Annotated in this window: 20 protein-coding genes; 14 read left to right on the top strand and 6 right to left on the bottom strand. The window is 43.8% G+C overall.

Features of this window, described 5'->3' with window-relative positions; translation table 11 throughout:
• Positions 1–2: 2 nt before the first annotated feature.
• The 10 genes from atpA (at position 3) to DW015_RS05050 (ending at position 14,119) form a co-directional block, all read left to right on the top strand.
• Positions 3–1,517 (top strand): F0F1 ATP synthase subunit alpha, encoded by a 1,515-nt coding sequence (gene atpA / locus DW015_RS05095; protein WP_022288615.1) that lies wholly within the window; start codon positions 3–5, stop codon positions 1,515–1,517.
• A gap of 13 nt (positions 1,518–1,530) precedes the next feature.
• Entirely contained in the window at positions 1,531–2,394 is an 864-nt protein-coding gene (atpG, locus tag DW015_RS05090) for an ATP synthase F1 subunit gamma (RefSeq protein WP_117904655.1), read from the top strand.
• A gap of 153 nt (positions 2,395–2,547) precedes the next feature.
• The gene (gene atpD / locus DW015_RS05085) at positions 2,548–3,957 is read left to right on the top strand and encodes a F0F1 ATP synthase subunit beta (protein WP_117904653.1); all 1,410 of its coding nucleotides are present in this window, start codon (positions 2,548–2,550) and stop codon (positions 3,955–3,957) included.
• A 116-nt stretch (positions 3,958–4,073) separates the two neighbouring features.
• Positions 4,074–4,475 (top strand): ATP synthase F1 subunit epsilon, encoded by a 402-nt coding sequence (gene atpC / locus DW015_RS05080; RefSeq protein ID WP_022288612.1) that lies wholly within the window; start codon positions 4,074–4,076, stop codon positions 4,473–4,475.
• Between the two features lie 156 nt (positions 4,476–4,631).
• The gene (locus DW015_RS05075) at positions 4,632–6,410 is read left to right on the top strand and encodes a Na/Pi cotransporter family protein (protein ID WP_046439686.1); all 1,779 of its coding nucleotides are present in this window, start codon (positions 4,632–4,634) and stop codon (positions 6,408–6,410) included.
• Between the two features lie 95 nt (positions 6,411–6,505).
• On the top strand, positions 6,506–7,960 hold the full coding sequence (locus DW015_RS05070) for a nicotinate phosphoribosyltransferase (protein ID WP_117904651.1): 1,455 nt from the start codon (positions 6,506–6,508) through the stop codon (positions 7,958–7,960).
• Positions 7,961–8,052: 92 nt separating this feature from the next.
• Positions 8,053–8,307 carry a heavy-metal-associated domain-containing protein gene (locus DW015_RS05065; protein ID WP_022288609.1) on the top strand — a complete coding sequence of 85 codons (255 nt, stop codon included), beginning with the start codon at positions 8,053–8,055 and terminating at the stop codon, positions 8,305–8,307.
• A 269-nt stretch (positions 8,308–8,576) separates the two neighbouring features.
• Positions 8,577–8,951: a metal-dependent transcriptional regulator gene (locus DW015_RS05060; RefSeq protein ID WP_117904649.1), complete on the top strand. Its 375-nt coding sequence runs from the start codon at positions 8,577–8,579 to the stop codon at positions 8,949–8,951.
• The gene (locus tag DW015_RS05055; RefSeq protein WP_117904647.1) at positions 8,948–9,730 is read left to right on the top strand and encodes a ZIP family metal transporter; all 783 of its coding nucleotides are present in this window, start codon (positions 8,948–8,950) and stop codon (positions 9,728–9,730) included. Before DW015_RS05060 ends, DW015_RS05055 begins: the two co-directional genes overlap by 4 nt.
• A gap of 420 nt (positions 9,731–10,150) precedes the next feature.
• Entirely contained in the window at positions 10,151–14,119 is a 3,969-nt protein-coding gene (locus DW015_RS05050) for a X2-like carbohydrate binding domain-containing protein (RefSeq protein ID WP_181979839.1), read from the top strand.
• A gap of 77 nt (positions 14,120–14,196) precedes the next feature.
• Here the strand turns inward: DW015_RS05050 and DW015_RS05045 are convergent, their stop codons facing one another.
• Together DW015_RS05045 and DW015_RS05040 are read right to left on the bottom strand one after the other, a co-directional pair.
• Positions 14,197–16,296 carry a heavy metal translocating P-type ATPase gene (locus tag DW015_RS05045; protein ID WP_117904643.1) on the bottom strand — a complete coding sequence of 700 codons (2,100 nt, stop codon included), beginning with the start codon at positions 16,294–16,296 and terminating at the stop codon, positions 14,197–14,199.
• Positions 16,296–16,544, bottom strand: coding sequence for a DUF1490 domain-containing protein (locus tag DW015_RS05040; protein WP_117896486.1), 249 nt, complete (start codon positions 16,542–16,544; stop codon positions 16,296–16,298). The genes DW015_RS05045 and DW015_RS05040 overlap by 1 nt, the downstream gene beginning before the upstream one ends.
• A gap of 473 nt (positions 16,545–17,017) precedes the next feature.
• On the opposite strand from DW015_RS05040, the gene DW015_RS05035 reads away from it, so the two are divergent.
• The 3 genes from DW015_RS05035 to DW015_RS05030 all read left to right on the top strand — a co-directional run bounded on the left by DW015_RS05035 (position 17,018) and on the right by DW015_RS05030 (position 20,733).
• Positions 17,018–18,937, top strand: a complete 1,920-nt coding sequence (locus DW015_RS05035; RefSeq protein WP_117904642.1) for a bifunctional diguanylate cyclase/phosphodiesterase — start codon at positions 17,018–17,020, stop codon at positions 18,935–18,937.
• A gap of 131 nt (positions 18,938–19,068) precedes the next feature.
• Positions 19,069–19,215: a hypothetical protein gene (locus DW015_RS13395; RefSeq protein WP_158455080.1), complete on the top strand. Its 147-nt coding sequence runs from the start codon at positions 19,069–19,071 to the stop codon at positions 19,213–19,215.
• A gap of 198 nt (positions 19,216–19,413) precedes the next feature.
• Positions 19,414–20,733, top strand: coding sequence for an aspartate kinase (locus DW015_RS05030; RefSeq protein ID WP_117904640.1), 1,320 nt, complete (start codon positions 19,414–19,416; stop codon positions 20,731–20,733).
• A gap of 87 nt (positions 20,734–20,820) precedes the next feature.
• On the opposite strand, the gene nrdR is transcribed toward DW015_RS05030, so the two are convergent.
• Positions 20,821–21,273 carry a transcriptional regulator NrdR gene (gene nrdR / locus DW015_RS05025; RefSeq protein ID WP_022288601.1) on the bottom strand — a complete coding sequence of 151 codons (453 nt, stop codon included), beginning with the start codon at positions 21,271–21,273 and terminating at the stop codon, positions 20,821–20,823.
• A 420-nt stretch (positions 21,274–21,693) separates the two neighbouring features.
• Positions 21,694–22,869 (bottom strand): glycosidase, encoded by a 1,176-nt coding sequence (locus tag DW015_RS05020; protein ID WP_117904638.1) that lies wholly within the window; start codon positions 22,867–22,869, stop codon positions 21,694–21,696.
• Between the two features lie 447 nt (positions 22,870–23,316).
• On the opposite strand from DW015_RS05020, the gene DW015_RS05015 reads away from it, so the two are divergent.
• Entirely contained in the window at positions 23,317–24,735 is a 1,419-nt protein-coding gene (locus tag DW015_RS05015) for an extracellular solute-binding protein (RefSeq protein WP_181979838.1), read from the top strand.
• A 64-nt stretch (positions 24,736–24,799) separates the two neighbouring features.
• On the opposite strand, the gene DW015_RS05010 is transcribed toward DW015_RS05015, so the two are convergent.
• The gene (locus DW015_RS05010; RefSeq protein WP_117904634.1) at positions 24,800–25,816 is read right to left on the bottom strand and encodes a CPBP family intramembrane glutamic endopeptidase; all 1,017 of its coding nucleotides are present in this window, start codon (positions 25,814–25,816) and stop codon (positions 24,800–24,802) included.
• Positions 25,817–26,072: 256 nt separating this feature from the next.
• Positions 26,073–26,648: a phosphate propanoyltransferase gene (locus DW015_RS05005; protein WP_038671236.1), complete on the bottom strand. Its 576-nt coding sequence runs from the start codon at positions 26,646–26,648 to the stop codon at positions 26,073–26,075.
• Positions 26,649–26,698 lie beyond the last annotated feature (50 nt).

Raw genomic sequence — 26,698 nt, 5'->3', positions numbered from 1 at the left:
ACATGAAATTACGTCCTGATGAAATAACAGGCTTGATAAAACAGCAGATCAAGGACTACCGCAGCAAGCTGGAGCTTGACGATGTGGGGACGGTCTGCACTGTTGGCGACGGAATTTCAAGAGTTCATGGACTTGACAAGTGTATGTCGGGTGAACTTCTTGAATTTTCTAACGGAACATACGGCATGGCAATGAACTTGGAGCAGGATTTTGTAGGCTGTGTACTTCTCGGCTCTGAGGACGGAATAAAAGAGGGGTCTGGAGTAAAGAGAACAGGCAGGATAGTTTCTGTGCCTGTTGGCGACGCACTGCTTGGCAGAGTTGTGAACGCTCTCGGTGCACCTATCGACGGCAGGGGCGCTGTGCTTACAACTGAAACAAGACCTGTGGAAAGCCCTGCTTTCGGAATAATTACAAGACAGTCGGTAAACAGACCATTGCAGACAGGTATCAAGGCTATCGACTCTATGATACCCATAGGCAGAGGTCAGCGTGAACTTATTATAGGCGACAGACAGACAGGTAAAACTTCTATAGCACTTGATACTATAATAAATCAGAAAGGCAAGGACGTTATCTGTATCTATGTTGCGATAGGTCAGAAGCAGTCTACTGTGGCAAACGTGGTGGATACCCTTTCTAAGCATGGGGCAATGGATTATTCTATAGTTGTATCGGCAACGGCTTCTGAAATGGCGCCTTTGCAGTATATTGCTCCATATGCAGGAGTTGCAATGGCTGAGTATTTCATGCTTCAGGGCAAGGACGTGCTGTGCGTTTATGACGACCTTTCAAAGCACGCTGTGGCATACAGAACTATGTCACTTCTGCTTCAAAGACCAACAGGCAGAGAGGCTTATCCGGGAGATGTATTCTATCTCCATTCAAGACTTTTGGAGAGAGCCTGCTGTCTTAACAAAGACTACGGCGGAGGCTCTATAACCGCTCTGCCTATTATCGAAACTCAGGCAGGCGATGTTTCGGCTTATATCCCGACAAACGTTATATCTATCACTGACGGACAGATATTCCTTGAATCTGAGCTGTTCTTCTCAGGCGTCAGACCTGCGGTAAACCCCGGTATATCAGTATCCCGTGTAGGCGGCTCGGCACAGATAAAGGCTATGAAAAAGGTTTCAGGCTCGCTGAAACTGCTTTATTCACAGTACAGAGAATTGCAGTCGTTCTCGCAGTTCGGCTCTGACCTTGACAAGGACACTAAGGAAAGACTTGCACAGGGCGAACGTATAGTGGAAGTGCTCAAGCAGGGCAAGACCTCACCGCTTGACGTTGAGAAGCAGGTGGTTATAATCTATGCGGTGGTAAACAACTATCTGAAAAATATCAGAGTTGAGGATATCGCTGAATTTGAGAAAGATCTTTTTGTGTATATAGATGAAACTCACCCTGATATTTTCTCATCAATAAGAGAAACAGGAGAGCTTACAAAAGAGAATGAACAGGCGATAAAGGACGTGCTTGCGGAGTATTCACAGAAGTTTCTTCAAAGCAGATAAGGAGCGCTGAGCAATGGCAACAGCTAATATGAAAGACGTCAAAAGACGTATCAAAAGCGTTGAAAGCACCATGCAGATAACAAAAGCCATGCAGCTTGTGGCGGCTTCTAAGCTCAGACGTGCCAAAGACAAGGCGGTGGCAGTTCAGCCGTTCTTTGAAACGCTTTTTAAGACAATGTGCGATATATCCTGCGACAGAGCTTTCAAGTCGGTGTATACAAAAAAGAAGTTTCTTAATTCCACACTGCTTATAGTGGTGGCAGGCGACAGGGGACTTGCAGGAGGATTTAACTCCAACGTGCTGAAAATGGCTAAGGCAAAGGCTGACGATGTGCTGTCATCAGGCGGTCAGCTTCGTGTTATGGCTGTGGGCAAAAAGGCTGTTGAGTTCTTTGAGAAGCGTGATTATGACCTTGTGTGGAAATATCCGCAGATAGCGGAGAGCATTGACGCTGACACTGTTATGGACATTGCGGAGGATATTATCGCAGGCTTCAGACATGGGGATTATGACAAGGTAGAGCTTGTGTATACCACATTCGTGTCGGCACTGACACAGGAGCCTTGCAGTTTGCAGATACTTCCCGTGGAGGATCTTGACAAGCTTGGGGGAAGAAAGCACCCGTCAACTATCTATGACCCGTCCCCTGAGGAGGTCTTTGACGGCATGATACCGCAGTATATAGGCGGTATGCTTTATTCGGCGGTAGTGGATTCTTACGCTTCTGAGCAGGCGGCAAGACGTACTGCAATGGAGTCTGCAACGGACAACGCAGGAGAAATGATAGACAATCTGTCGCTTCTTTACAACAGAGCAAGACAGGCGCAGATAACTCAGGAGCTTACAGAGATAAGCTCGGCAACTATCGGAAGATAGAAATAATAATTATGCCCCGAATGTGGGCGTTCAAAAGTAAATGTTGTGGATATTGTTGGAGAAGTCTTGCAGGGGCGAACAGCGTTCGTCTGCATTTTGCAGGCTTTTAAACATATCAAGCTATGATATCCCTTTTTGAAAGGTGGTAAATAAATGGAAAGCAAAAACATAGGCAAGGTAGTCCAGATAGTTGGTGCGGTAGTTGATGTCCGCTTTGAAAAGGACAGCTTGCCTGACCTGCTCAATGCCATTGAGATAGACAACAAGGGCGAAAAGCTCGTTGTTGAGGTGGCTCAGCATATAGGCGACGATATAGTAAGATGTATCGCCATGGGCTCTACAGACGGACTTGTGAGAGGTATCGACGCTGTTGATACAGGCAAAGCTATTTCCGTTCCGGTGGGCAAGGAAACTCTTTCGAGAATGTTCAATCTTCTGGGTGAGCCTGTTGACAATCTGCCTGCCCCTGAAACTAAGGAGCGTTGGGAGATACACAGAGAACCGCCGACATATGAAGAGCAGTCTGCTTCAAACGAGATTCTGGAAACAGGTATCAAGGTCATCGACCTTATCGCACCATATCTGAAAGGCGGAAAGATAGGTCTTTTCGGTGGTGCGGGAGTAGGCAAAACGGTGCTTATTCAGGAGCTTATAAATAACGTTGCCAATCAGCACGGCGGTATCTCTGTATTCACAGGAGTTGGAGAGCGTACCCGTGAGGGCAACGACCTTTATTATGAGATGAAAGAGTCGGGCGTTATCGACAAGACCGTGCTTGTGTATGGTCAGATGAACGAGCCGCCCGGAGCGAGAATGAGAGTTGCACTTTCAGGTCTTACAATGGCAGAGTATTTCAGAGATGTTGAGCATCAGGACGTACTGCTTTTTATCGACAACATATTCAGATTCACTCAGGCAGGCTCTGAGGTTTCGGCACTCCTTGGCAGAATGCCGTCAGCCGTTGGTTATCAGCCTACCCTTGCAACTGAAATGGGTCAGCTACAGGAGCGTATCACTTCAACAACAAAAGGCTCTATCACTTCCGTTCAGGCAGTCTATGTGCCTGCGGACGACCTGACAGACCCTGCACCTGCAACTACGTTTGCTCACCTTGACGCAACAACTGTGCTTTCAAGAAGCATTTCATCACTTGGTATCTATCCTGCCGTTGACCCGTTGGAGTCAAACTCCAGGATACTTTCCCCTGAGATAGTGGGCAACGAGCATTATCAGGTGGCAAGACAGGTTCAGTCTATCTTGCAGAGGTATGTGGAGCTTCAGGATATCATCGCTATCATGGGTATGGACGAGCTTTCTGACGAGGATAAGCTCACGGTATCAAGAGCAAGAAAGATACAGCGTTTTCTGTCACAGCCGTTCTCTGTTGCTGAGCAGTTCACAGGCATGAAGGGCAAATATGTGCCTGTCAAGGAGACTATCAGAGGTTTCAAGGAGATTATAGAGGGCAAACATGACGATCTGCCTGAATCTGCTTTCCTGTTCGTGGGCACTATCGACGAGGCTGTTGAAAAGGGCAGACAGATCGCAGAAAGTGAACAGTAGTAACAGAACGTTTAAAGAAAAATACTTGACAAGAGTCGGATTATAGTATATAGTGAATGTATGTGGCAATTTTGTGCCGCACACGCTGATTTGTAAAAAACTTATGGAGAAAGATTATGACGCCTTTTGATCTTAAGATAATAACCCCTGAAAAAACTTTTTTTGAGGGAAATACTGAGCAGATCATTGTGAGGACCGTATCAGGTGATATCGGTATACTAGCAGGTCATGCGCCATATGTGGCAAATATTGTTTCTTCTCCTTTCCGTATCAAAATAGAAGGTGAGTTCAGAACAGCCGCTATTTCGGGAGGGCTTATAAAGGTGTCTGCTGACGGTGTGACAGTGGTGACATCTGCTATCGAATGGGCTGATGAGATAGACGTTGCAAGAGCCGAAAAGGCAAAGGCGGCGGCAGAGAACAAGCTCAGAGAAAATGCTAGCCAGAAAGAGTTTGAAAGGGCGGAGCAGAAGCTGCGACGTGCCATGAACAGACTTGTGGTGGCAGGAAAGAAATAATTATCAAAGTCAGAGCCTTGCGGGATATCCGTGCAGGCTTTGGCTTTGTTTTATTTATTAAGTAAAATCGGCGTAAAGGTAAGGTAAGTAATGGGGTGCGCAGGGGCGTGCTCGGACGTTGTGCAGTGGAAAAAACAAGAAAAGGAATGAATTGATTTGAGTATCTTTAACATTATCGGAATGGCGGGCGGACTTGGTCTGTTTTTATACGGAATGACCATATTGAGTTCGGGACTTGAAAAGGCTTCGGGCGGACTTATGGAGAAGGTCCTTGCGAAAATGACGGGAAATGTGTTCTCAGGAATACTTTTCGGTGCATTGGTAACAGCAGCGGTGCAATCATCGTCTGCAACTACTGTTATCGTGGTGGGACTTGTAAACGCAGGCCTTTTGAAGCTTAAGGGCGCAGTTGGAATAATCATGGGCGCAAATATCGGAACGACCATGACAACGCAGATATTAAGGCTCACAAACCTTGAGGGCGACAGCAGCGGTCCTGCTATATTACAGCTTTGCAAGCCGTCGAATTTTTCGTCTATACTTATCGTTATCGGTCTTATCATCATAATGGTGGGAAAGAAGAACAAGACAAAGAACGTGGGCGAGATAATGATGGGCATAGGTATCCTCTTTACCGGAATGATACTTATGCAGGAGAAGATCGCTCCGCTGGCAGAGCTTCCGCAGTTCGAGCAGCTTTTTGCGGTGCTTAAAAACCCTGTTCTGGGCGTATTGGTGGGTGCGATATTCACGGCTATCATACAGTCATCGGCCGCTTCTATAGGCATTTTGCAGGCGCTTTCAGTGTCAGGCGCTATCACATTCGCTTCCGCATTTCCTATCATAATGGGTACTAACATCGGTACTTGTGCTACACCTCTTATTTCAAGTATAGGTGCTTCAAAGAACGCCAAGAGAGCCGCTATGATACACTTCTATTTCAACCTTATCGGTACTATAATCTTTCTTATCGGCGTTTATATCATTCAGTATACAATAGGATTTCCGTTCTGGAATAATAGCTTTACAACGGGAAGCATCGCAAACTTCCATACTATCTTCAATGTTGTGGTAACTATAATCTTTCTGCCGTTCTATACAGTGCTTGAAAAGCTTGCCGAATGGACTATCAGAGATAAGAAGAACGCTGAGGACGATGATACTTTCACTAAGGAGGATCTTCTTGACGACAGATTTCTTGTTACTCCAAACGTTGCTATCGCACAGGCTACAGAGGCAGTTGTTCAAATGGGCGTGCTGGCACAGAAGAATTTCATATCGGTAAGAGAGCTTTATGACAAGTATGACCTTAAGTCTATCGACAAGATAAAAGAGCGTGAGGAGCTTATCGACAGGCTTGAGGACAGAGTAGGTTCATATCTTATAAAGCTCAACGACTGCGGTCTGAACGAGGATGAGTCGAGAACTGTTACAGCACTTTTCCACCTTATTTCAGAGTATGAGAGAATAGGTGACTATACTATAAACATATATGAAACTGCGGATGTTCTTTATGAAAAGGAGATCGGTTTTTCTGAGCAGGCGAAGCACGAGCTTGACGTTGTGTGCAACGCCATTCAGGAGATAATCGGGCTTGCTATCGAAGCCACAAAGACAGGGGATATGAACGTTCTCAAGGAGATCGAGCCACTTGAAGAAGTAGTAGACAGACTTGTTGAGGAGCTTAAGGCTGTTCATATCGACAGGTCTAAGAATGGTCTTTGCAACATCGAGGTGGGTGTGAACTTCCTTGATATACTCACAAATGTTGAGAGAATATCAGACCACTGCTCAAATATTGCGGTCTATCTTATTGCAAACCAAGAGAAATATAACAGCCTTAAAAAGCATGAATATCTTGATAAGCTTCACAGAAACGGTCCTGACTATTACGAGAAGCTGTTGGCTGAATATTCAGAAAAGTTTGCGCTTTAGTTCAGGTTTTTGCACCTGTGGCGTGATATAATATTGTAAAACAGCAAGGAGGGACATTAGTCCCTCTTGTTATAAGCTGAAAAGGAGAGAGCAAAATGGACAAATTCAATTACACTATGCTGTGCGATTTTTATGAGCTGACAATGGGAAACGGCTACTTTGTAAGCGGTATGCAGGAAAAGATATCTTATTTTGATCTGTTTTTCAGACAGATACCTGACGGCGGCGGATTCGCCATTGCCTGCGGTCTTGAGCAGGTCATAAACTATATCGAAAATCTTCATTTTGACGAAGAGGACATAGAGTTCCTGCGCTCAAAGGGCATTTTTGACGAAGGCTTCCTTGAATATCTTAAGGATTTCCGCTTCACAGGAGATATATTTGCTGTGCCTGAGGGTACTGTTGTGTTCCCAAACGAGCCTATCATCACAGTTAGAGCCCCTGCTGTTCAGGCGCAGCTTGTGGAAACGTATCTTCTGCTTTGCATAAATCATCAGACGCTTATTGCAACAAAGGCTAACCGTATTGTAAGGGCAGCTCAGGGCAGGGCGGTATCTGAGTTTGGTTCAAGACGTGCTCATGGTGCAGACGCTGCCATACTTGGTGCAAGAGCCGCAGGCATAGGCGGTTGCTCAGGCACAGCCTGCACTATCACAGACCAGCTTTTCGGCTTTAATGCAACAGGCACAATGGCACATTCATGGGTGCAGATGTTTGACAGCGAGCTTGAAGCTTTCAAGACTTACTGTAAGTGCTATCCTAATGGCACTGTTCTGCTTGTGGACACTTATAATGTGATGAAAAGCGGTGTGCCTAACGCAATAAAGGCTTTTGACGAGGTGCTGAAGCCTATGGGCTGCCGTCCTGTGGGAATAAGGATAGACTCGGGAGATATAACATATCTTTCAAAGAAAGCAAGAAAAATGCTCGATGATGCCGGCTATCCTGATTGCAAAATATGTGCCTCAAACGCCCTTGACGAGTATCTCATAAGAGATATGATATATCAGGGCGCTAAGGTGGATATGTTCGGAGTGGGCGAAAGACTTATCACTGCAAAGAGCGAGCCTGTTTTCGGAGGAGTTTACAAGCTTGCGGCTGTGGAGGACGATGATGGCAATATTCAGCCTAAGATAAAGATTTCTGAAAACGTGGCGAAGATAACCACTCCGCACTTCAAAAAGCTTTACAGAATTTATGACAAGGACAACCACAAGGCTGTGGCTGACCTGTTGTGTGTTCATGACGAGGTGATAGATGAAAGCAGACCCCTTACGCTTTTTGACCCACAGTTCACATGGAAGAAAAAGGTTGTCACAAACTTTGAGGCAAAGCCTATACAGCAGCAGATATTCAAGGACGGCAAGTGCGTATACAAGAAGCCTGCATATGAGGATATCGTAAAGTATGCGGCGGCTGAGATAGACACTCTTTGGGACGAGATCACACGATTTGAAAATCCGCACACTTATTATGTTGACCTTTCTCAAAAGCTTTGGGAAGTGAAGAATTATCTTCTTGCGGAGAACAACAGACAAACAGCAGAATAAAATTTACATTATTGACTTGAAAAAAGCTATAGGCTGTGTTACAATAAGCATGGTTAGCAAATTCTAACCTAATAAGCGTTGGAGGGTCAGAAATGGAAAAGATAACTGTAAAAATAGACGGAATGATGTGCGGAATGTGTGAATCGCATATGAATGACACTTTCAGGCAGAATTTCAAGGTGAAAAAGGTTAGCTCTTCCCATGCAAAGGGCGAAACTGTGGCTATAGTTGATGAGGATATCCCTGATGAAAAGCTTAAAGAAGCAGTTGAGAAAACAGGCTACACTTTTATTTCCGCTGAAAGAGAGCCTTATGAGAAAAAAGGATTTTTTGCAAGATTCAAGTAAATAGCTATGCATAAAGTCGTGGCAGATGAAAAGGTTTGTCACGGCTTTTTTGTTTGCTTGACAAAACATATTTTCTGTGATATAATAAACATCAGTTAGCATACATTAACTGATGTTCTATACTTTTGATACTGCACGAGAAGAGTGCGGCTAAGTTTGCAAAAAGCTTTTTTTGAAAAGGCATTTTGTTTTGATAGGCTTAGCTTCGTGGCGTGCAGTAATTTTTAAGATACAAGTTAGCTATAGCTAACAAAGAAAGGGGCATACAAATGGGAAACATTCACACGTCAGGGGAGGACTATTTGGAGGCGATACTTGTTTTATGGAACAAGCAAAACGGCGAGGTGAGGAGCATTGATGTTGCAAGGGAGCTGAACGTTACAAAACCCAGCGTATCAAACGCTATGAAGATACTTCGTGAGGGAAGGTTCATCACAATGGACGAAAACGGCTTCATTACTCTTACTGACGACGGCAGATATGTTGCGGAAAAGATCTACGAAAAGCACCTTGTATTGACAGAGTGGCTTGTAAGTCTTGGTGTTGACAGAAAAATATCTGAACATGACGCCTGCAAGATAGAACACGTTTTGTCTGACGAGAGCTTTGCGGCATTGAAGAAGCATATCAGTGAAGAACAATGAGCATGACTATTTTTAAAGGCATTCTGATACCGTTTTTGGGTACATCTCTTGGTGCGGCGTGTGTGCTTTTCATGAAGAAAAATCTGCATTATCTTGTCCAGCGAGCCTTGACAGGCTTTGCGGCAGGAGTAATGGTGGCGGCAGGCGTGTGGAGCTTGCTAATACCCTCTATGGAGCAATCAGCGAAAATGGGTAGACTGAGGTTTGTTCCTGCGGCGGTTGGATTTATGCTTGGAGTGTTTTTTCTGCTTTTTCTCGATAGAGTTATACCGCATCTTCACATGAATGCCACCGAGCCTGAGGGAGCGAAAAGCAGTTTTCAGCGCACAACGATGCTTGTGCTTGCGGTGACGCTTCACAATATCCCCGAAGGAATGGCTGTTGGCGTTGTATATGCAGGCTGGGCGGCTGACCATCATGCTATAAGCGCCGCTGGTGCGTTGGCATTATCCCTTGGTATCGCAATACAGAACTTTCCAGAGGGTGCGATAATATCCATGCCACTGCGTTCGGAGGGTATGGGAAAGGGAAAAGCCTTTGTTTACGGCGTTTTATCGGGAGTTGTCGAGCCTGTTGGGGCTGTGCTGACGATACTTTTGGCACAGTTTATAATCCCTGTTTTGCCGTATCTTCTAAGCTTTGCGGCAGGTGCTATGATTTATGTCGTGGTGGAGGAGCTTATTCCTGAAATGTCGGAAAAACCACACTCCAATATTGGAACTATAGTTTTTGCGCTGGGCTTTGTGCTTATGATGATACTTGATGTGGCACTTGGATAGGTGTTTTTTTATGTTTACATAGGGCTCATCTTTAGGCATGGTAAGTGTATTGAATATCTTTTTTGTATAGCCGGGCATATCATTTTGAAGTGATATGCTCGGCTTTGTTTTGCGTGTAAATTGCATTTGTTAATTTGTTTATCTTAAACGTTTGATGTTAATATGAAATGTAAACGTTTTTTAACTATTGTTTTCTTTGGCAATGAAAGACAAAAATAATATAAAATGATGATTACTTATAGCACAATGTACTAAGTTCATGCTTCTTTATTTGTGAAAAACATTGATTTTTAAAAACTTGCTTACTTAATCGTTTTAAGAGATTGACATTAAATTAAGTTTGTGATAAAGTTAAAACGCAATAATTCGACAAGCTAAATTAATCAAAATTAGCTAAAGTAATGAAAAAGGAGTATGGTTATGACAGGAGTAATGAGAAGATTTTCTGCGGCTCTGGCGGCTGCTGCAATGGCTGTTAGCATTGTGCCTTTCGCAGATATCAGCGCATATGCGGAGTATGCGGCGACACACCCAGAGGGATTTGTTTACGCTGACGGCTCAAAGTTTATGTGTGACGGAAGCCCTTACTATTACGGCGGCACGAACTGTTATTATCTCACCTATAAGTCAAAGAGTGAGGTAAAGAATGTTTTCGATGACGCTTCAAAAATGGGGCTTAAAGTAATAAGAATTTGGGGAAATCTTGACGTTGGTAAGAAAACAGGCGAGATCGACTCGCAGTCTGGTCATGAGACCTTTGAGGGCAACAATGACGGAACGGGCGAAAAGGACGGAGTTTACTTCCAGTATTGGGACGATGAGGCTGGCAAGCCTATTGTGAATGAGGGCGAGGACGGCCTGAGACATCTTGATTATGTTATCAAGCAGGCTGAAGAACATGATATGAAGCTTGTTATCACTTTCACGAACTATTGGGAAGCGTTCGGCGGAATGGGTCAGTATGTAAAGTGGTATCAGATGTCACAGGGCAAGAGCGTTGGCAATAGCAAAGTGGACGAAAAGGACACCTGCGATTTTTACACTAATGAAACTATCAAGGGTTGGTATAAGGATTATATCAAGACTTTGTTAAATCACACCAACTACTACACAGGCGAGAAGCTTATGGATTCTGAAGCTGTTTTTTCTTGGGAGCTTTCAAACGAGCCGAGATGTACTGTTGACGAGTTCTGCAAGGACGATATTCTTTATAACTGGGCAAAGGAAATGTCAGCATATGTAAAGTCTATCGACCCTTATCACATGGTATCTGTTGGCGACGAGGGCTTTTATAACCTTGGCTATCAGGAAGCTGCAAGGCAAGATCTTCCGTCTTCCGCATATTCAGGCTACTACGGTGTTGACTTTGACAAGCTTATGACTATCGACACTGTAGACTTTGGCACACCGCATATGTACGTTGATCAGTGGGGCTTTGACCTTGGCGATGATGACCTCGAGTGGATAAAGCGCCATGCCCAGACCACATCTTCCGCTGACAAGCCTATTATCTTTGAGGAATTCGGTCTTACAGACAAAACAAAGCGTGACGCCGCTTATTCCGATTGGCTGGATATTGTAACAGGGGACTACTATGAGGGTGTCGAATATCAGGGCTTCAACTACTGGATGATAGCTTCCTATCTTGATGACGGCACTCTTTATCAGGACTACGACGGCTACACCGTTTACGGCCCTGAGGGTATCGAAAAGACGGACAGCACAAGAACTCTTATGATGAACGCTGCTGCAAAAATGGAAAAGAAGAACATTGTAAACACCACTGACAAGTCTACATACAGTTTTGACAGAAGTAAGTCAGGTAACGTTGTGGTGAATGTTTCTATGAAAGAGGGCAGCATAAGCGGTGTTGAGGTCGGCGGAAAGAAACTCTCGTCAGACGATTACACCATAAGTGGCAACGCTGTTACTATCAAGGCTTCTTATCTTAAAAGGCAGGAGCTTGCAAAGTATTCGTGCAGGATACTCACAACAGGCGGCAATCAGCCTAAGTTCAATCTGACGGTGAGCGACAGCTCTATCCCTAAGCCTATTATCTCTCCTGAGATAATCTCTGTTGACGTAAACCCTAAGAAGTGCAGTGATGTTGATATCACCATGGATCGCAAGACGAGCGAGTTCAGAGGCATTGTTGCTGATGGAAAAGCACTCGCAGAGGGTACAGATTACACAACTTCGGGCGACACTGTGACCCTTAAAAGTGCATATCTCAAGACGCTTTCAGCAGGCATTGTGACGCTTAAGTTCGATTTCTATGAGGGCGAGGATAGGGAGCTTACAATAAATGTTTCCGACACCACAGGCCTTGATGAGCTTGACACATTTGAGAGCTATTCAAATGATAAGGCACTTTGGTCGTCTTATTCAAGAAACACAGGCGGCAATGAAGTTTCACTTTCTCTTGCTGCAAAGAACGGTTCAAAGGCGCTTGCTTTCGGATATGATATCGGCTCGCCAAACGGCTACTGCGGAGTAAACCACCCTATTGCAGTAAGAAATGCTTCATCATTTGCAGGCGTTGAGCTTTGGGTAGAGGGGGACGGCACAGGCAACAGCCTTACTGTTCAGCTTAGAGACGCAAACGACAATTATTTTGAAGCGCAGATAGCACTTGATTTCGCAGGCGGAAAAACTATCAAGATACCATTCGCTGACTTTAAAGCGCCAAGCTGGCAGTCGGGCGGAAATCTTGATACATCAAAGCTTAACCAGTTTTCGTTCTATATGGGCGGAGATTCTGCTCAAAAGACAGGTACAGTTTACATAGACGATGTTGTTTTCTATGAGGACGGACAGATCGAGAAGCCACACCTTTCCACAAAGTCAGGCATATTTGACGCTGATGCTCCAAGCGGTGTGAGAACAGACCTTGTGCTTTATGGAAAGAGCGTTGAGTCTATCACAGCAAACGGCAAGAAGCTTGCAGGCGGCTTAGATTATTCCACAAACGGAAGTCAGATAATGCTCAACGAAAGCTGGCTCAAGACGCTTACAAATGGTAATTACACACTTACTTACACATTCTCAGACGGAAGCACAGATACATTTGCACTCACTGTCAAGAATGTTAAGTCATCACACACTCACAGCTACACCGCAAAGGTAACAAAAGGAGCTACTTGCACAACAGATGGCGAGAGAATTTACACTTGTACTTGCGGAGACAGGTACACTGAAACTATCCCTGCAAAGGGTCACAGCTGGGTAAAGGGCGAGACAGTTGCTCCTACAGAGAACGAAAAGGGTTACACTATCTACACCTGCGCTTCATGCGGCGAGACAAAGAAGGACGATTACACCGACCCTATCGGTCACAGACACAGCTATACCCTCACATCAACAAAGGCTGCAACTTGCGAAGCTGACGGCGAAAAGGTATACACTTGCTCATGCGGTGAAAAGTACACTGAAACTATCCCTGCGACAGGTCACAGCGAAAGCGCATGGATAATCGACAAGGCGGCTACTGCGACAGAAAATGGCTCAAAGCACACTGAGTGTACAACTTGCGGCAAGGTTATAAAGACAGATGTTATCCCTGCAACTGGCGAGGTAAGTGACAAAAAGGAAACTGTTATCTTCACAGGCTCGGCAAAGACATCAGGCTGGGGTCAGGCTATCACACTTTCCACAACTAAGGAGGGCGGCAGCTTTGACAGCTCAGTTATCGAAAAGGACGGATATTTTGAAGTTCAGTTCAAGGGCGGCACAGACAAGGCGGAGGTCATTCTCCAGAGTTGGTCAGGCGGTGCAGACTGGGCGAGAGTTTCACCAACTGAGGTAACAGAAAAGGACGGCATTGTATACGCAAAGTACAGCTACGACGATGTTGCGGCGGCGTTCGGAACAACAGATTTCTCTAAAGTAGACCGCTTCCATGTTGGTGCGGCTAACGGAGATATCGAAGTTCTTAGTGTTAAGTATATTGTCGGAAAGTCAACAGAGCCGGTTGATCCGGTAGATCCTGTTGACCCTGATAAGCCGGAGCAGGATCCATATGTATCTATTTTCTGGGGTGCAAAATCATGTGGCTCATGGGGTCAGGCAGTTTCAGTTATGACTTCAAAAAATTATGGCAGTTTTGATGTTTCGTATCTTTCTGCAAATGGCTATTTCTATGTTGAGTATTCGGGTGCAGAGAACGAGCTTGAGCTTATTCTCCAGAGCTGGTCAGGAGGAGCAAACTGGGCAAGAGTTCAGCCTAGCGAAACAGGCAGAGCGAATAATCATTACTATGCTAAGTTCACATATGCAGACTGTGTAAAGGAGCTTGGTGCAGGTTTTGATAAGCTGGATCAGCTTCATGCTGCGGCAAAAAACGGTGATATAACAGTTTATTCTATTTGCTACTGTACACCTGCTAAGTAATTTAAGAAAAAGCGTTACATTTATTAAGATGCAAAAAGAGCGAATGACGTTACGATCATTCGCTCTTTATATTTTGTTTACTTGTTTTTCTTTTTGCGTTTTTTATCCTCTAAAGGAGTCATGCTCTTTGCACAGATCGCCATTGTTGAAGCGTTGTGCAGAAGCGCTGAGGCTGACGGCTGTAAAAGCCCGAAAGCTCCAGACAGCAGAAGCACTGAATTGAACAGCAGTATAAATCTGTAGTTACTGTTTATTCGGTGCATTAGCTTTTCGCTAAGCTGTCTTATAGCCGCAAGCTGTGTAAGGTCTGCACCACGAACTGTGATATCGGCAGTTTCCTTTGCTATATCGGAAGCATCGCTCATTGCAACAGAAACGTTCGCCGCCGCAAGGGCTGGAGCGTCGTTTATTCCGTCGCCTACCATTATTACTCTGTGTCCATGCTCTTTGAGCTGTTCCACATATCTGTGCTTGTCCTCAGGGAGAACCTGCGCCCTGAAATCTGATATGCCGAGCTTCTGCGCAGTTATCTCGGCAGTCTTTGCGCTGTCGCCTGTGAGCATAATGATATTTGTTATGCCTGCTTCTTTGAGCTGTTTAACGGCTTCCTCAGCTTCAGGTCTGGGCGGGTCGCTTATGCAGAGCGCACCTGTGAGCTTGTCGCCTACAGCAAGATAAACCACTGAGCAAGCTCCCGACTTTTCGTCGATCTCGGCCTGCTGTTCGTCTGTTATCTCTATGCCCTCGTCCTCGCAGACAAAATGCCTGCTTCCTATGATAGCACGTTTGCCGTGAAGCGTTGTTGAAATTCCGTGGGCAACTATATACTGCACTTCGGCGTGTTCCTCGGCATGGTCGATATCTCTGTCGGCCGCACCCTTTACTATAGCTCTCGCTACGCTGTGAGGGAAGTGCTCTTCAAGGCAAGCCGCAATTTTCAGCGTTTCCGCCTCGGAGTAATCCCCAAGAGATATTACCTTTTCAAGCACAGGCTCAGCGTTTGTAAGAGTGCCGGTCTTGTCAAAAACGATAGAATCGGCAAGTGCGTATTCTTCAAGATATTTTCCACCCTTTACCGTAACGTCGTCATCAGCGGCTTCTTTAATAGCGGATATAACGGCTATAGGCGTTGAAAGCTTGATAGCGCAGGAATAGTCCACCATAAGAACGGAAACTGCTTTTGTGACATTTCTAGTAAACAGCAGTGTAAGACCAAAGGCAAGGAAGCTGTACGGCACGATAGAGTCCGCAAGACGCTCCGCTTTGCTCTGCACCCCTGCTTTAAGGTTTTCTGAGTTGTCGATAAGCTCGATTATCTTGCTTATCTTTGTGTCGGAAGAAAGCTTGCGAACTTTTATCACAACTGAGCCTTCCTCGACAACTGTTCCCGCAAATACGCTTGCTCCTGCGCTCTTCATGACCGCAAGAGGCTCGCCTGTCATGGAAGCTTCATTTATGTAAGCTTCGCCCTCGGTTATCTGACCGTCAACAGGAATAACGCTTCCTGTGCGAACTCTTATGCAATCGTCCACCTGAAGCTGTGACATTGGTATAAGAGTATCAGCGTCCTTGCCTGCCAGCCATACCTGATCTGCCTTTATCGCCAAGCTGTCGGTAAGGGCGGCTCTTGTTCTCGCTCTTGTGTAATCCTCCAGCAAGCCTGATACAGAAAGCAGGAACATGACAGTGCCAGCCGTATTGTAATTTTTCTGGATAAGACAAGCGCTTATTGACGCTCCGTCAAGCACTTCAACTGTAAGCTTGCCGTCAAACAGTGCGCTTACGCCCTTTGCTATGTATTTAAGTCCGCTGTACACGATAAGTGCTGCGCCTATAGGTGCAGGTAGAATAGCTTTTCTTATATATCTTTGCATCACAAGCTTTGCAAGGTCAGATTTGAATGTTCTGTCTATCTCCTCGGTGTCATACTGATTGTCGCTGACAGGTGCTAGGTCGTTTCCTCTGAGCTTTCTTACAAGTTCGACAGCTTCGGCTCTGTGACCCTCTTTATAGCGTATAAGTATTCCGCCGTTCTCATAGTGAGCCTCGCAGGCGATCGCCCACGGGTTTGACATAACAAGCTTATGTATCGACCGTTCAAGTTCTTTTGTGAAAGCGTTGCTACCACAGCGGAAACGTATGCGGCAGGGCTTGTCATAAACGATCTGAGCTTTCATTATTCAGTTACTTCTTCCTCGTTATCTATTCCTGCCTCGACCTTAGCGTCATAGCAGATGTCTGACGCTTCGTCCTTCATGCTTCTCAATGCTGACTGAGCGTCGCTCTTGAGTTTCATTCCCTTTGCAAGACCTGTAACGGCAAGCTCCCTTGTTTTCTTAGCCTTTACGACTTTCTTGCCAAGAATAACTGCGGCTGCTCCGCCTACTGCACACCAAAATTTCTCGTCTTTAAAACATTTTAACATAATTATTACCTCCTGTTTTCGTCTTTAAAGATTAGTAAGAACTAATTATTTAGGTATATACAGAAACTCTGTCAAAAGACCGGTTTTTTACAAGTCTTATGACAGATTCTTACCACGTTTTTATTATAATCCCAAGATGTTTATTAGTCAAGTCAAACCGACAAATTTAAAAATCATTTAAAACTATGTATAATTTTTTGTCGCAAGTTAATTTATTGTCGTTTTTCTAACTTTTCATTTTTGGAGTAAAGCTTTTGGATGATGTTAAAATATTTGTGATATCTGATTTACAAACAGCAGGAATAAGCATTACCACGAATAGATAATAATTGACAAAACCTATAAATTCGGACTTCTATTTATATGTAAGTTATGCACACAAACAAAAAAAATATAACTTTTTGTTAAATCGGTTGAAGCCATAACAGAGTTATGTTAAAATATTATCATAATAATATGGGGAGGTCTGCGTTGTGGGTTATGTTATCCATTATGATATATGTGCCCTTGTGATATATGCTATCACAGGAGTGGTATTCTATTTCAAAAAGCGTATTCCGTGCAGTAAGAATAAGGTCTTTGGCATTCTCGTGGGCGACTCGGCTTTGTCAACTGTGTTGGATATTTTAAGCGTGTTGTCTACCGGTGAATGGGGCATAGGGCTTAAAACCTTCTTCCATACGGCTTATTATTTTACACATAATCTTATTCCGTTTCTATTTGTGATCTATATACTTTTCCTGACGGACGGCTTTAAAGAGATGTCGGCACTTTTCAAAAGCTTTTTATATACACCGATGATCGTTGATCTTTTGTTGGTAATTACGACGCCTGCAACACATTTTATCATCTATGTGGATAGTCAAGGCGGTTATCATCGCGGCACTCTTCAGCCATTTACATACATTGTGGCGATTTATTATCTTATATTTGGCATCGTTTACGCAATGGGTAATAGAAGTATGCTCTCAAGACAGGTGGTCACTTCTATAACAGCCTTTATCTCAATGACGGTAGTGGCAGTGATTGTTCAGATGATCAATAAACATCTTCTTGTGGAGTGCTTTGCGGCGTCTGTATGTATGCTTCTAATAATGTTCACTTTGCAAAGTCAGGACGATATGATAGACCAGGGAACAAAAATGCTCAACTGGAGCAGCTTTGTCAATAGGTGTTCCATAAAATATGCCTCAGCTTCTGATTTTACATTATTGCTCATAAGGATACCGGATTTCAAAATGCTTATGAAAACCTTTGGCGGACGTTTTTCCAACTCTCTGTTAAGAAGCTTTTCCGACTATCTTTATAACTTTGTTAATCTGGGCGATGGTTTTTATTTGGAGGACGAATGCTTTGCTCTTATGTTCCCGAAGGATTCTGAAAAGGTGGGGGAAACCTATCGTGCGATAAGGAAAAAGCTGTCTGAAAACTGGAATATAGGTACTGTTGATACTTTGATAACAGCCTGCTTTATGCGTATCGACTGCCCTGAGGACGTTGACAATGCAGATATGCTGGTGGACTTTATCGAGCAGTTCAAGCATCGTGAACCTGAAACGGAAAGACTTCTTCATGCAACTGACATAAACTTTTATGACAGCAAACGTCGAAGCGAGGTAGAGAATGCAATAGACAAGGCTCTGGATAATCGTGGCTTTGAGGTATACTATCAGCCGATATATTCAAGTTCAAGAAACAAGATAGTTTCCTGTGAAGCCCTTGTTAGGCTTAAGGATGAAAAGCTTGGATTTATCCCTCCACAGGAATTTATTCCTATAGCTGAGGAAAACGGCAAGATACTCAAAATAGGCAAATATGTTTTCGAGGAAGCCTGCCGTTTTATAAAGAAAGGCGTGGGAACTTCACTTGGTATCGAATATGTGCAGGTAAACCTGTCGGTAGTCCAGTGTATGCAATCTGACCTTGTAGAGCAGCTTCTCAGCATTATGGACAGATACAAGGTAGACCCATCGTCTATTTGTCTTGAAGTAACGGAAACTGCGGCGGTGTATACTCCGCACATTATGGAGAAAAACATCAAGACCCTTTCCGATTATGGTGTGAAGTTTGCACTTGACGATTATGGTACGGGATATTCAAATATGACATATCTTCTCAGCCTGCCTTTCAGGTTTATCAAGCTTGAAAAGGAAATAGTCTGGGAATGTTTCAAGAGCGAAAAGGCGCATATCGCCATTGAGAGTACAGTGGCGATGATAAAGAAGCTCAATATGCAGATAGTCGCCGAGGGTATCGAGGACAAGCATCAGCTCGACACGCTTCTTGGCATGGGCTGTGATTTCATTCAGGGATACTACTTCTCAAAGCCTGTTCCTGAAAAAGATTTTATTGAGGTGCTTAAAAAGAATAATACTCAGGCTGTGACGGTTTAAGCAGTCTGATGAAAAAAGCCCTGACTTCGGACGGGGCTTTTTTTCACATGGTTTTCACTTTGCATTAAGGTCTGTTTAAGTGAGGAACGCTATAATATAGTCATAACAAAACCGAGACGGGAGGCGTTCTTGTGAACGTAAGTAATATGGCTATTCTTATTATTGCGGCTGTGCTGCTTTCTTTGCCGCTTGTTTTATCTGCTGCATTTTGTGTTGAAGAACGCTGGGGTTTTCTTTCACGAAAACATGATAAGTGGATAGACGAACATTACAGATAATAGGCAGACAGATAAGTATGAGTTGTCCGCCATACAAATACAAGCGTATTTCACAAACATACACCAAAAAAACTATAAAAATTAGTCCATTTATACATTGACTTAATCACGCAAATTCGGTATACTATTTATTGTAACGTCAGCGTGGGAAAAGTACGCAGACAGGAATAATTCTATAGTTTATAAGGGGTTTGTGAAATGACAAAGGTTGTAAAATTCGGTGGAAGCTCTCTTGCAAGTGCTGAGCAGTTCAAAAAGGTAAAGGAGATAATCACAGCGGAAAGCTCAAGAAGATTTGTTGTGCCGTCTGCTCCTGGTAAAAGATTTTCAAACGATACAAAGGTAACTGATATGCTTTACGGCTGCTATGATCTTGCTGCAAAGGGCAAGGATTTCAGCAGCGAGTTCGACGCTATCAAGGAAAGATATTACGGCATAATCAATGATCTGGGTCTTGACCTTTCTCTTGAAAAGGAGTTTGAAACTATCAAGGCTTGCTTTATCGGAAAGGCAGGACGTGACTATGCGGCTTCCCGTGGCGAGTATCTTAACGGTATCGTTCTTGCTAAATATCTTGGATATAACTTTATTGACGCTGCCGATGTTATCTATTTTAACGATCAGGGTCAGTTTGATTCTGCAAGAACCAACGAGGTGCTTCCTCAAAGACTTGCTACACTTGACAATGCGGTGATCCCCGGTTTTTACGGCTCAATGCCAAACGATACTATCAAGACATTTTCAAGAGGCGGTTCTGACGTAACAGGTTCTATCGTTGCCGCAGCAGTAAACGCTGATCTTTATGAGAACTGGACAGACGTATCAGGCTTCCTGGTATGCGACCCTAGAATTATCGACAACCCACAGCCTATAACTACCATAACATATAAGGAACTGAGAGAGCTTTCTTACATGGGTGCAGGCGTACTTCATGAGGACGCTATTTTCCCTGTAAGAAAAGCAGGTATCCCAATAAACATCAAGAACACAAACAAGCCTGAGGATATGGGTACAATGATCGTTGAGTCCACATCTCAGAAGCCTGCATTCACGATCACAGGTATAGCAGGAAAGAAGGGCTTTACTGTAGTTAATATCGAAAAGGATATGATGAACGCAGAGCTTGGTTTCGGCAGAAGAGTGCTTGAAGTATTCGAGAAGAACGGAATCTGCTTTGAGCATATGCCATCGGGTATCGACACAATGTCTGTCGTTGTTCATCAGGCAGAGTTTGCTCCAAAGGAGCAGGAGATAATGTCAGGTCTGCACAGAAACTGTCACCCTGATACAATTGATATTGAAACAGACCTTGCGCTTATTGCAGTTGTGGGACGTGCAATGAAGTCAAACAGAGGTACAGCAGGCAGAATATTCTCAGCCCTTGCACACGCTCATGTAAACGTAAAGATGATAGATCAGGGCTCTAGCGAGCTTAACATCATCATCGGTGTAAACGAGGCTGATTTTGAATCTGCAATGAAGGCTATCTATACAATTTTTGTTGATACACAGCTTTAATACAATATGAAAAATATGGCGGACGGCTTTGGCTGTCCGCTTTTTTTGTGCAAAAAAGCGTCCCGAAAATTATCGGAACGCTCTTATTTATTTCTTCTTGTCAGAAAGCTCAGTGATTATCTGAATGAACGAATCAACGTCAGAGAAGTCCTTGTAAACGGAAGCAAAACGCACATATGCAACGTGGTCAAGCTTTTTAAGACCCATAAGCACCATATCGCCTATTTCGCTGGTGGTGGTCTCAGTCTGCATTTTGTTTGCAAAGGTGTTCTCTATATCGTCAACAAGGTTTTTCATATCATCAACACTGACTGGACGCTTTTTGATAGCGTTCTGAATGCCTTTTATAAGCTTCTGTCTGTCAAAAGGCTCAAACGAGCCGTCACGCTTGTATACCATAAGCTGTGGCTTTTCCACCACCTCATAAGTAGTGAAACGCTTTCCGCATTTCGGACACTCACGGCGGCGACGCTTTTTTCCCTCGCTTGGACGTGAATCTATTACTCTTGTATCTTCATAGTTGCAAAAAGGACATCTCATTATAAACACTCCTTAGTTAAGAGAAAATTTTGTGCGTGATATTGCATATATTGTGCTTTTATTGATTAATTATACCATAGATTGTGGATGATTGCAAGAGGGTATATAAAAAAGTTGCGGTAAAGGGACTCAGCAATTTTGCGGCAGACAAACCATAGCATAATTGTAGGGGATGGCGCCCTCGACGTCCCGTTTCTGGAAGTGTCAAAGTTTTGGCTTTTTCACAGATTTGTGTAGACATGCCGTGCGGAAAACGTTGTGCGGATAACGTATAGTTCGTCGGGCAAACAACCACGGGACGTCGAAACGACGTCCCCTACATGGGTAGTGCAATATTTATGCACGGATATGGCAGACTTAAAGAAAGTTTTAGTGTACAAAAAAACAGACAGCAGAAGCCGTCTGTTTGTGTTTGATATATTACTTGTTAAGATATTCGAGATTTTTTTTGATAAGCTCGCATCTCTGCTTTACGCAGTCAACAGAACGCAGTGGGTCTGACGGTGTGTTGAATGTGTAATCCATAAGCTTGTCGATCGTTGTTGCCGCAACGTGAAGTCTTGTGTCTGATGAAGCGTAGTAAATATACACGTCACCGTTTTCACGAACGATCGCGCCGTTTGTGAACGCAACGTTTGATACGTCACCCACTCTTTCACTGCCGTGTGGTGCAATGAAAAGTCCTGACGGCGAAGCGATTAGCTTAGAAGGGTCTTTAAGGTCAGTTGCGAATACATAAATTACATATCTAAGACCGGCGGCTGTGTTTCTTACGCCATGTGCAATGTGTATCCAACCCTTTGGTGTCTTGATAGGCACTGCGCCTGCACCGTTCTTTACCTCTGTGATTGTGTGATACTGCCTTGGTGAGATAACAACTTCGTCTGTGCAGATAACAGGGTTTGTGATGTCTTCGCAAAGACCGAAGCATACTCCTCCGCCTGAGCCGGTTTCGATAAAATCGTCCTGTGGACGTGTGTAGAATGCGTACTTTCCGTCAACGAACTCAGGGTGAAGTACAACGTTTCTCTGCTGTGGTGACTTGGACTTGAGATTAGGAAGTCTTTCCCATGTCTTAAGATCCTTTGTCCTTACGATTCCAGCCTGAGCTGTAGCGGCAGAAAGATCGTTTGAAGTCTTGTCCTTGCTCTCTGAGCAGAATACACCGTATATCCAGCCGTCCTCATGCTGAGTAAGTCTCATATCGTATACGTTTGTTTCCTCCGGTTCAGTGTCAGGAAGCTGAACAGGGAAGTCCCAGAAACGGAAGCCGTCAACAGGGCTGTCGCTCTCTGCTACTGCAAAAAATGACTTTCTGTCATTGCCCTCAACTCTTGCAACAAGATAATACTTGCCGTTGAGATAAATAGCGCCAGAGTTCAGTACTGCGTTTATGCCCAATCTCTCCATGAAGTATGGATTTGTCTCAGGGTTCATGTCATATTTCCAGATAATAGGTGCGTGTGCGGCTGTCAGAACAGGGTAAACGTATCTGTCATAAATTCCGTTGTAGCTGTCTGACACAATGTTTTTTCTGTTGATGAGAGCCTCATATTTGGCTGTCACCATTGTTTTGTTTCTTTCAAAATCTGTCATATCAAGCAATTTCCTTTCGGTAAAAAATCTTCTTAAACAAGTATACTATAATAATTCGCCAATTACAAGTACCACTGAAAACATCAAACGATTACATGAAAAAAGTTTTACGAACTGCATAAATGCTGTACATATTTTGCTGTTTTGGTTAATGTTTTCTACAAAAAGCTCTTGTATCTGTTTTATATTCATTCAAAACGGGCATATTGAATATTTGAACTTTATGCGCATATTTTAAACGATACTGATTGTAATATTGCGCTTTAACAATACATATGGATTTTATTGTGCAAAGTGTACAATGAAATTGCTGATAATTGTGCTATAATGGTGATTGACAATAGCTTTATATGTGTTGTATAATTATAGCAAGATTTAATATATGAACTCATTAACTACATATGGGTAGCTATAATGCTAAAATATTGAATTATGGAGGAATATTTTATGAATTACAAAAAGTACATAGCGGCTGTAATGGCTTTGTCAATGGCAACAGGAGTAGCGGGTTGCGGAAGCTCATCAAACTCTTCAAGCAAGGCGGAGGACGATTTTTCTGCAACAGAGAACGTTGCGGTAGCTGACACGGAATCTATCGAGGCTATCCCTGAGGGTGCTGAAAAAGAGATACTTTATCTCGGTGAGGGCGACCTTAACCCTACTAAGGGCAACCCTGAGAAGAGTACAGAGCTTCAGCTTTTTGAGAGCAAGGGCGGAAAGATAAGATTCCAGCAGACTTCAAATGAGGACAGGTTTGATAATCTTGCCGCTGCTATCACAGCTAACAAGGATATTCCTGATATATTCAAGTATGAGTGGCTTGCATTCCCTTCACAGGTAGTAAAGGATATGTATCAGCCTATCGACAGCATAGTTGATTTCAGCCAGCCTTTGTGGTCTGCAACAAAGGATACAGCAGATCAGTTCATGCTCAATGGAAAGCATTATGTTGCACCTCTTGGCTATTCTGCTTCTGCTATGCTCTGCTATGATAAGGATATCATTGACGCAGAGGGTCTTGACGATCCATATGAGCTTTATGTAAACAATGAGTGGACTTGGAAAAATTGGGAGGATATCATGTCCTCATATGTTGGCAACGCACCGGCTGATACTGAGCGTTACGGTGTAAACGGCTTCTTTAGAGCGCACGTTGTTCAGCAGACAGGCAAGCGTCTTGTAAACTATGATCCTGCAACAAACGAGTTTTCAAGCAATCTTAACGACCCTGATATCGAAAAGGCTCAGAACTTCCTTTATAATATGATGAAGGATGGACTTATCCTCAACGGCTGGGTAGGCTCTGCAAGAGATTGCTTCAATCAGAACTGCTTGTTCTATGCAATGGGCGAGTGGGCTTACACAGGCAACCAGACTCCAAAGGAGGGCGAGAACTGGGGCGTTGTTCCTATCCCTCAGTATGACGATAATCAGCAGAAGATAACAACTTCTGATATGACAGCTTTCATGTGGGTAAAAGGCTCAACAAGAAGCGAAGCTGTTAAGTGCTGGTTCGAGTGCGTAAGAGCTTCAAAGACAGATCCTAAGTATGAGCAGACAAACAAGGACAAGTTCATGGAGAACAACCCTAATTGGACAGACGAGATGTATGATGTGAAAATGGACGTTGTTTCTGACGATTACCTTATGCTCTTCGACTATGCTTACGGTATATCTTCCGCTCTCGGTGACAGAAAGCAGTTTGACGGAAACCAGTGCCTTGTTGACGCACTCTACAGTGATGCTTCAAATGTTAATGAAGAGGGTGTACAGTCCACATGGACGCAGGTTCGTGAGAAGTATTCTGCAACTGTAGATTCCGAGATCAAGGAACTCAACCAGAAGATCGCAAGCCTTAAATCATAATAAATAACTCCTGATAAAAAAATAACGCAGGCTGTAAAAAGTCTGCGTTATTTTTATGCGTATTTTATAATATCCCAAGACCTAAAGCTGTGCGGACTGTGATGAAGATAAGCCCGGCAAAGGCGAGTATGGTAACAGGAGCGGTGAGATAGATGACTATCTTTTTGCCTTGTGAAACGTCAGGGCAGAAGTTTATGAGCCTGAAGCTGTCACGATGATATCTAAGCTCTTTTACGAAAAGCACAAGTCCTACTATCATAAGACCGAAAGAGAGAAGAGCGACAGCAATTATTATCATTGGTGCTGTGCCTGTGATCTGACCTTTTTCAAGATCTGCGGCAAACTTGTCAAAGTCTATGGAACCAAGTGCGACGCTCTGAATTGCTCCGATAGTGTTCATGGTGAAGTGAAGTATCAGAGACGGGAAGATAGACCCTGTTTTTGCAACCATAAAGCAGGCACACATTCCCATAACAGCCGCATAGAGTATCTGCTGATAGCTTCCATGCCAAAGTCCGAATGTCAACCCCACCATTATAATGCATGTGAGCTGTCCGCATTTTTCAGCATTTCTGAAAAGCGTACCTCTAAACATAAGCTCCTCAAAAAACGGTGCGAGCACTGACATTGCCAGCACGCTCGTTACGCCGCCCAGAGCAGTGCCGCTTGAGGTGAAGTCAACGCCTTTAAGGCTCGTTCCCGAAGCTTTCTGAACATATGAGAAAATAAATGTGTTGATATAATTTGCGGCGTAGATAAGCCCGAATGATATGACGATCCATTTTGCGACCCATTTTGCAGGCATTGAGGGCTTTCTGAAACAGGCTGTTATTTTAAGCCCCTCTTTTTTGCCACTCACAAGTCTGAATACAACAAGAACTATTGGCACAACCACGAGATACTGTATGCAGTAGCTCACAAGCTGAGCGATATCATCATAGTAGGCGGACTTTCCTGCGATATGGTACACCACTAAGTCGCCAAGTCTTATAAGTGCGATATCAAGCATATAGAAAATTATCACCATAAGTGAATTTACGTTTGAGGTTTTTCGTATAAGTTTTATTGTATCGTTATTCATTTTATGATCTCCATATTTGCGTTATGTGTTTTACAAGAAAATTATATCACAGGTGGAGTTTTGTGTCAATCGAAACGTTGTACTACTAGTGAGGAATGAGGAGTGAGGAGTGAGGAATTATGGTATCGCCTGCGGCGATGTATTTTTTGTATGAAAAAAGACCGCTTTTTGATGAGCGGTCTTTTGGTTGAAAGTTTTTAAAAGGTGGACGAACACTGTTCGCCCCTACAAATCAACAGTTGTATGTACTGCGATATTAGAGCTTTACTATCTCGCCGTACTGCTCTCTGCCTGCGCCTACAGCGTTTGACTCGTCTGTATCAATGTGCATAGCAAGAGCGAACTTATCGCTTACTCTGATAACAGTGTCGCAGAGGATAGCTGTTCTTTCTGCAGACTCTATCTTTACTGCAACGATATCCTTATCCTTTACGCCGAATGTTTCAGCGTCAGCAGGTGTCATATGGATATGTCTTTTAGCAACGATAACGCCCTCAGAACACTCTACTTCGCCACATGGGCCAACAAGCTTGCAAGCGCCTGAGCCTGCTGTGTCGCCTGACTCTCTGATAGGAGCGGCAACACCGATAGAACGTGCGTCTGTAGCTGAAAGCTCGATCTGGTCTGCTTTTCTTACAGGACCGAGGATAGAAACATTTGCAAGCTCTTTCTTAGGACCTACAACTGTAACTCTCTCCTCACAAGCAAACTGACCAGGCTGTGAAAGATCTTTCTTCTTTGTAAGTGTTGCACCCTTTCCGAACAGCGTTTCAAGAGTTTCCTGAGTAACGTGAACGTGACGTGCAGATGTTTCAACGATAAACTTTGGCATGATGAACATTCCTTTCAATTATTGTATTTACATTTCTATTTTACTACTAT

The organism is Ruminococcus sp. AF37-20 (genome assembly GCF_003460465.1).
GTDB lineage: Bacteria > Bacillota > Clostridia > Oscillospirales > Ruminococcaceae > Hominimerdicola > Hominimerdicola aceti.
This window is presented reverse-complemented; position numbering and strand designations above follow the sequence as displayed.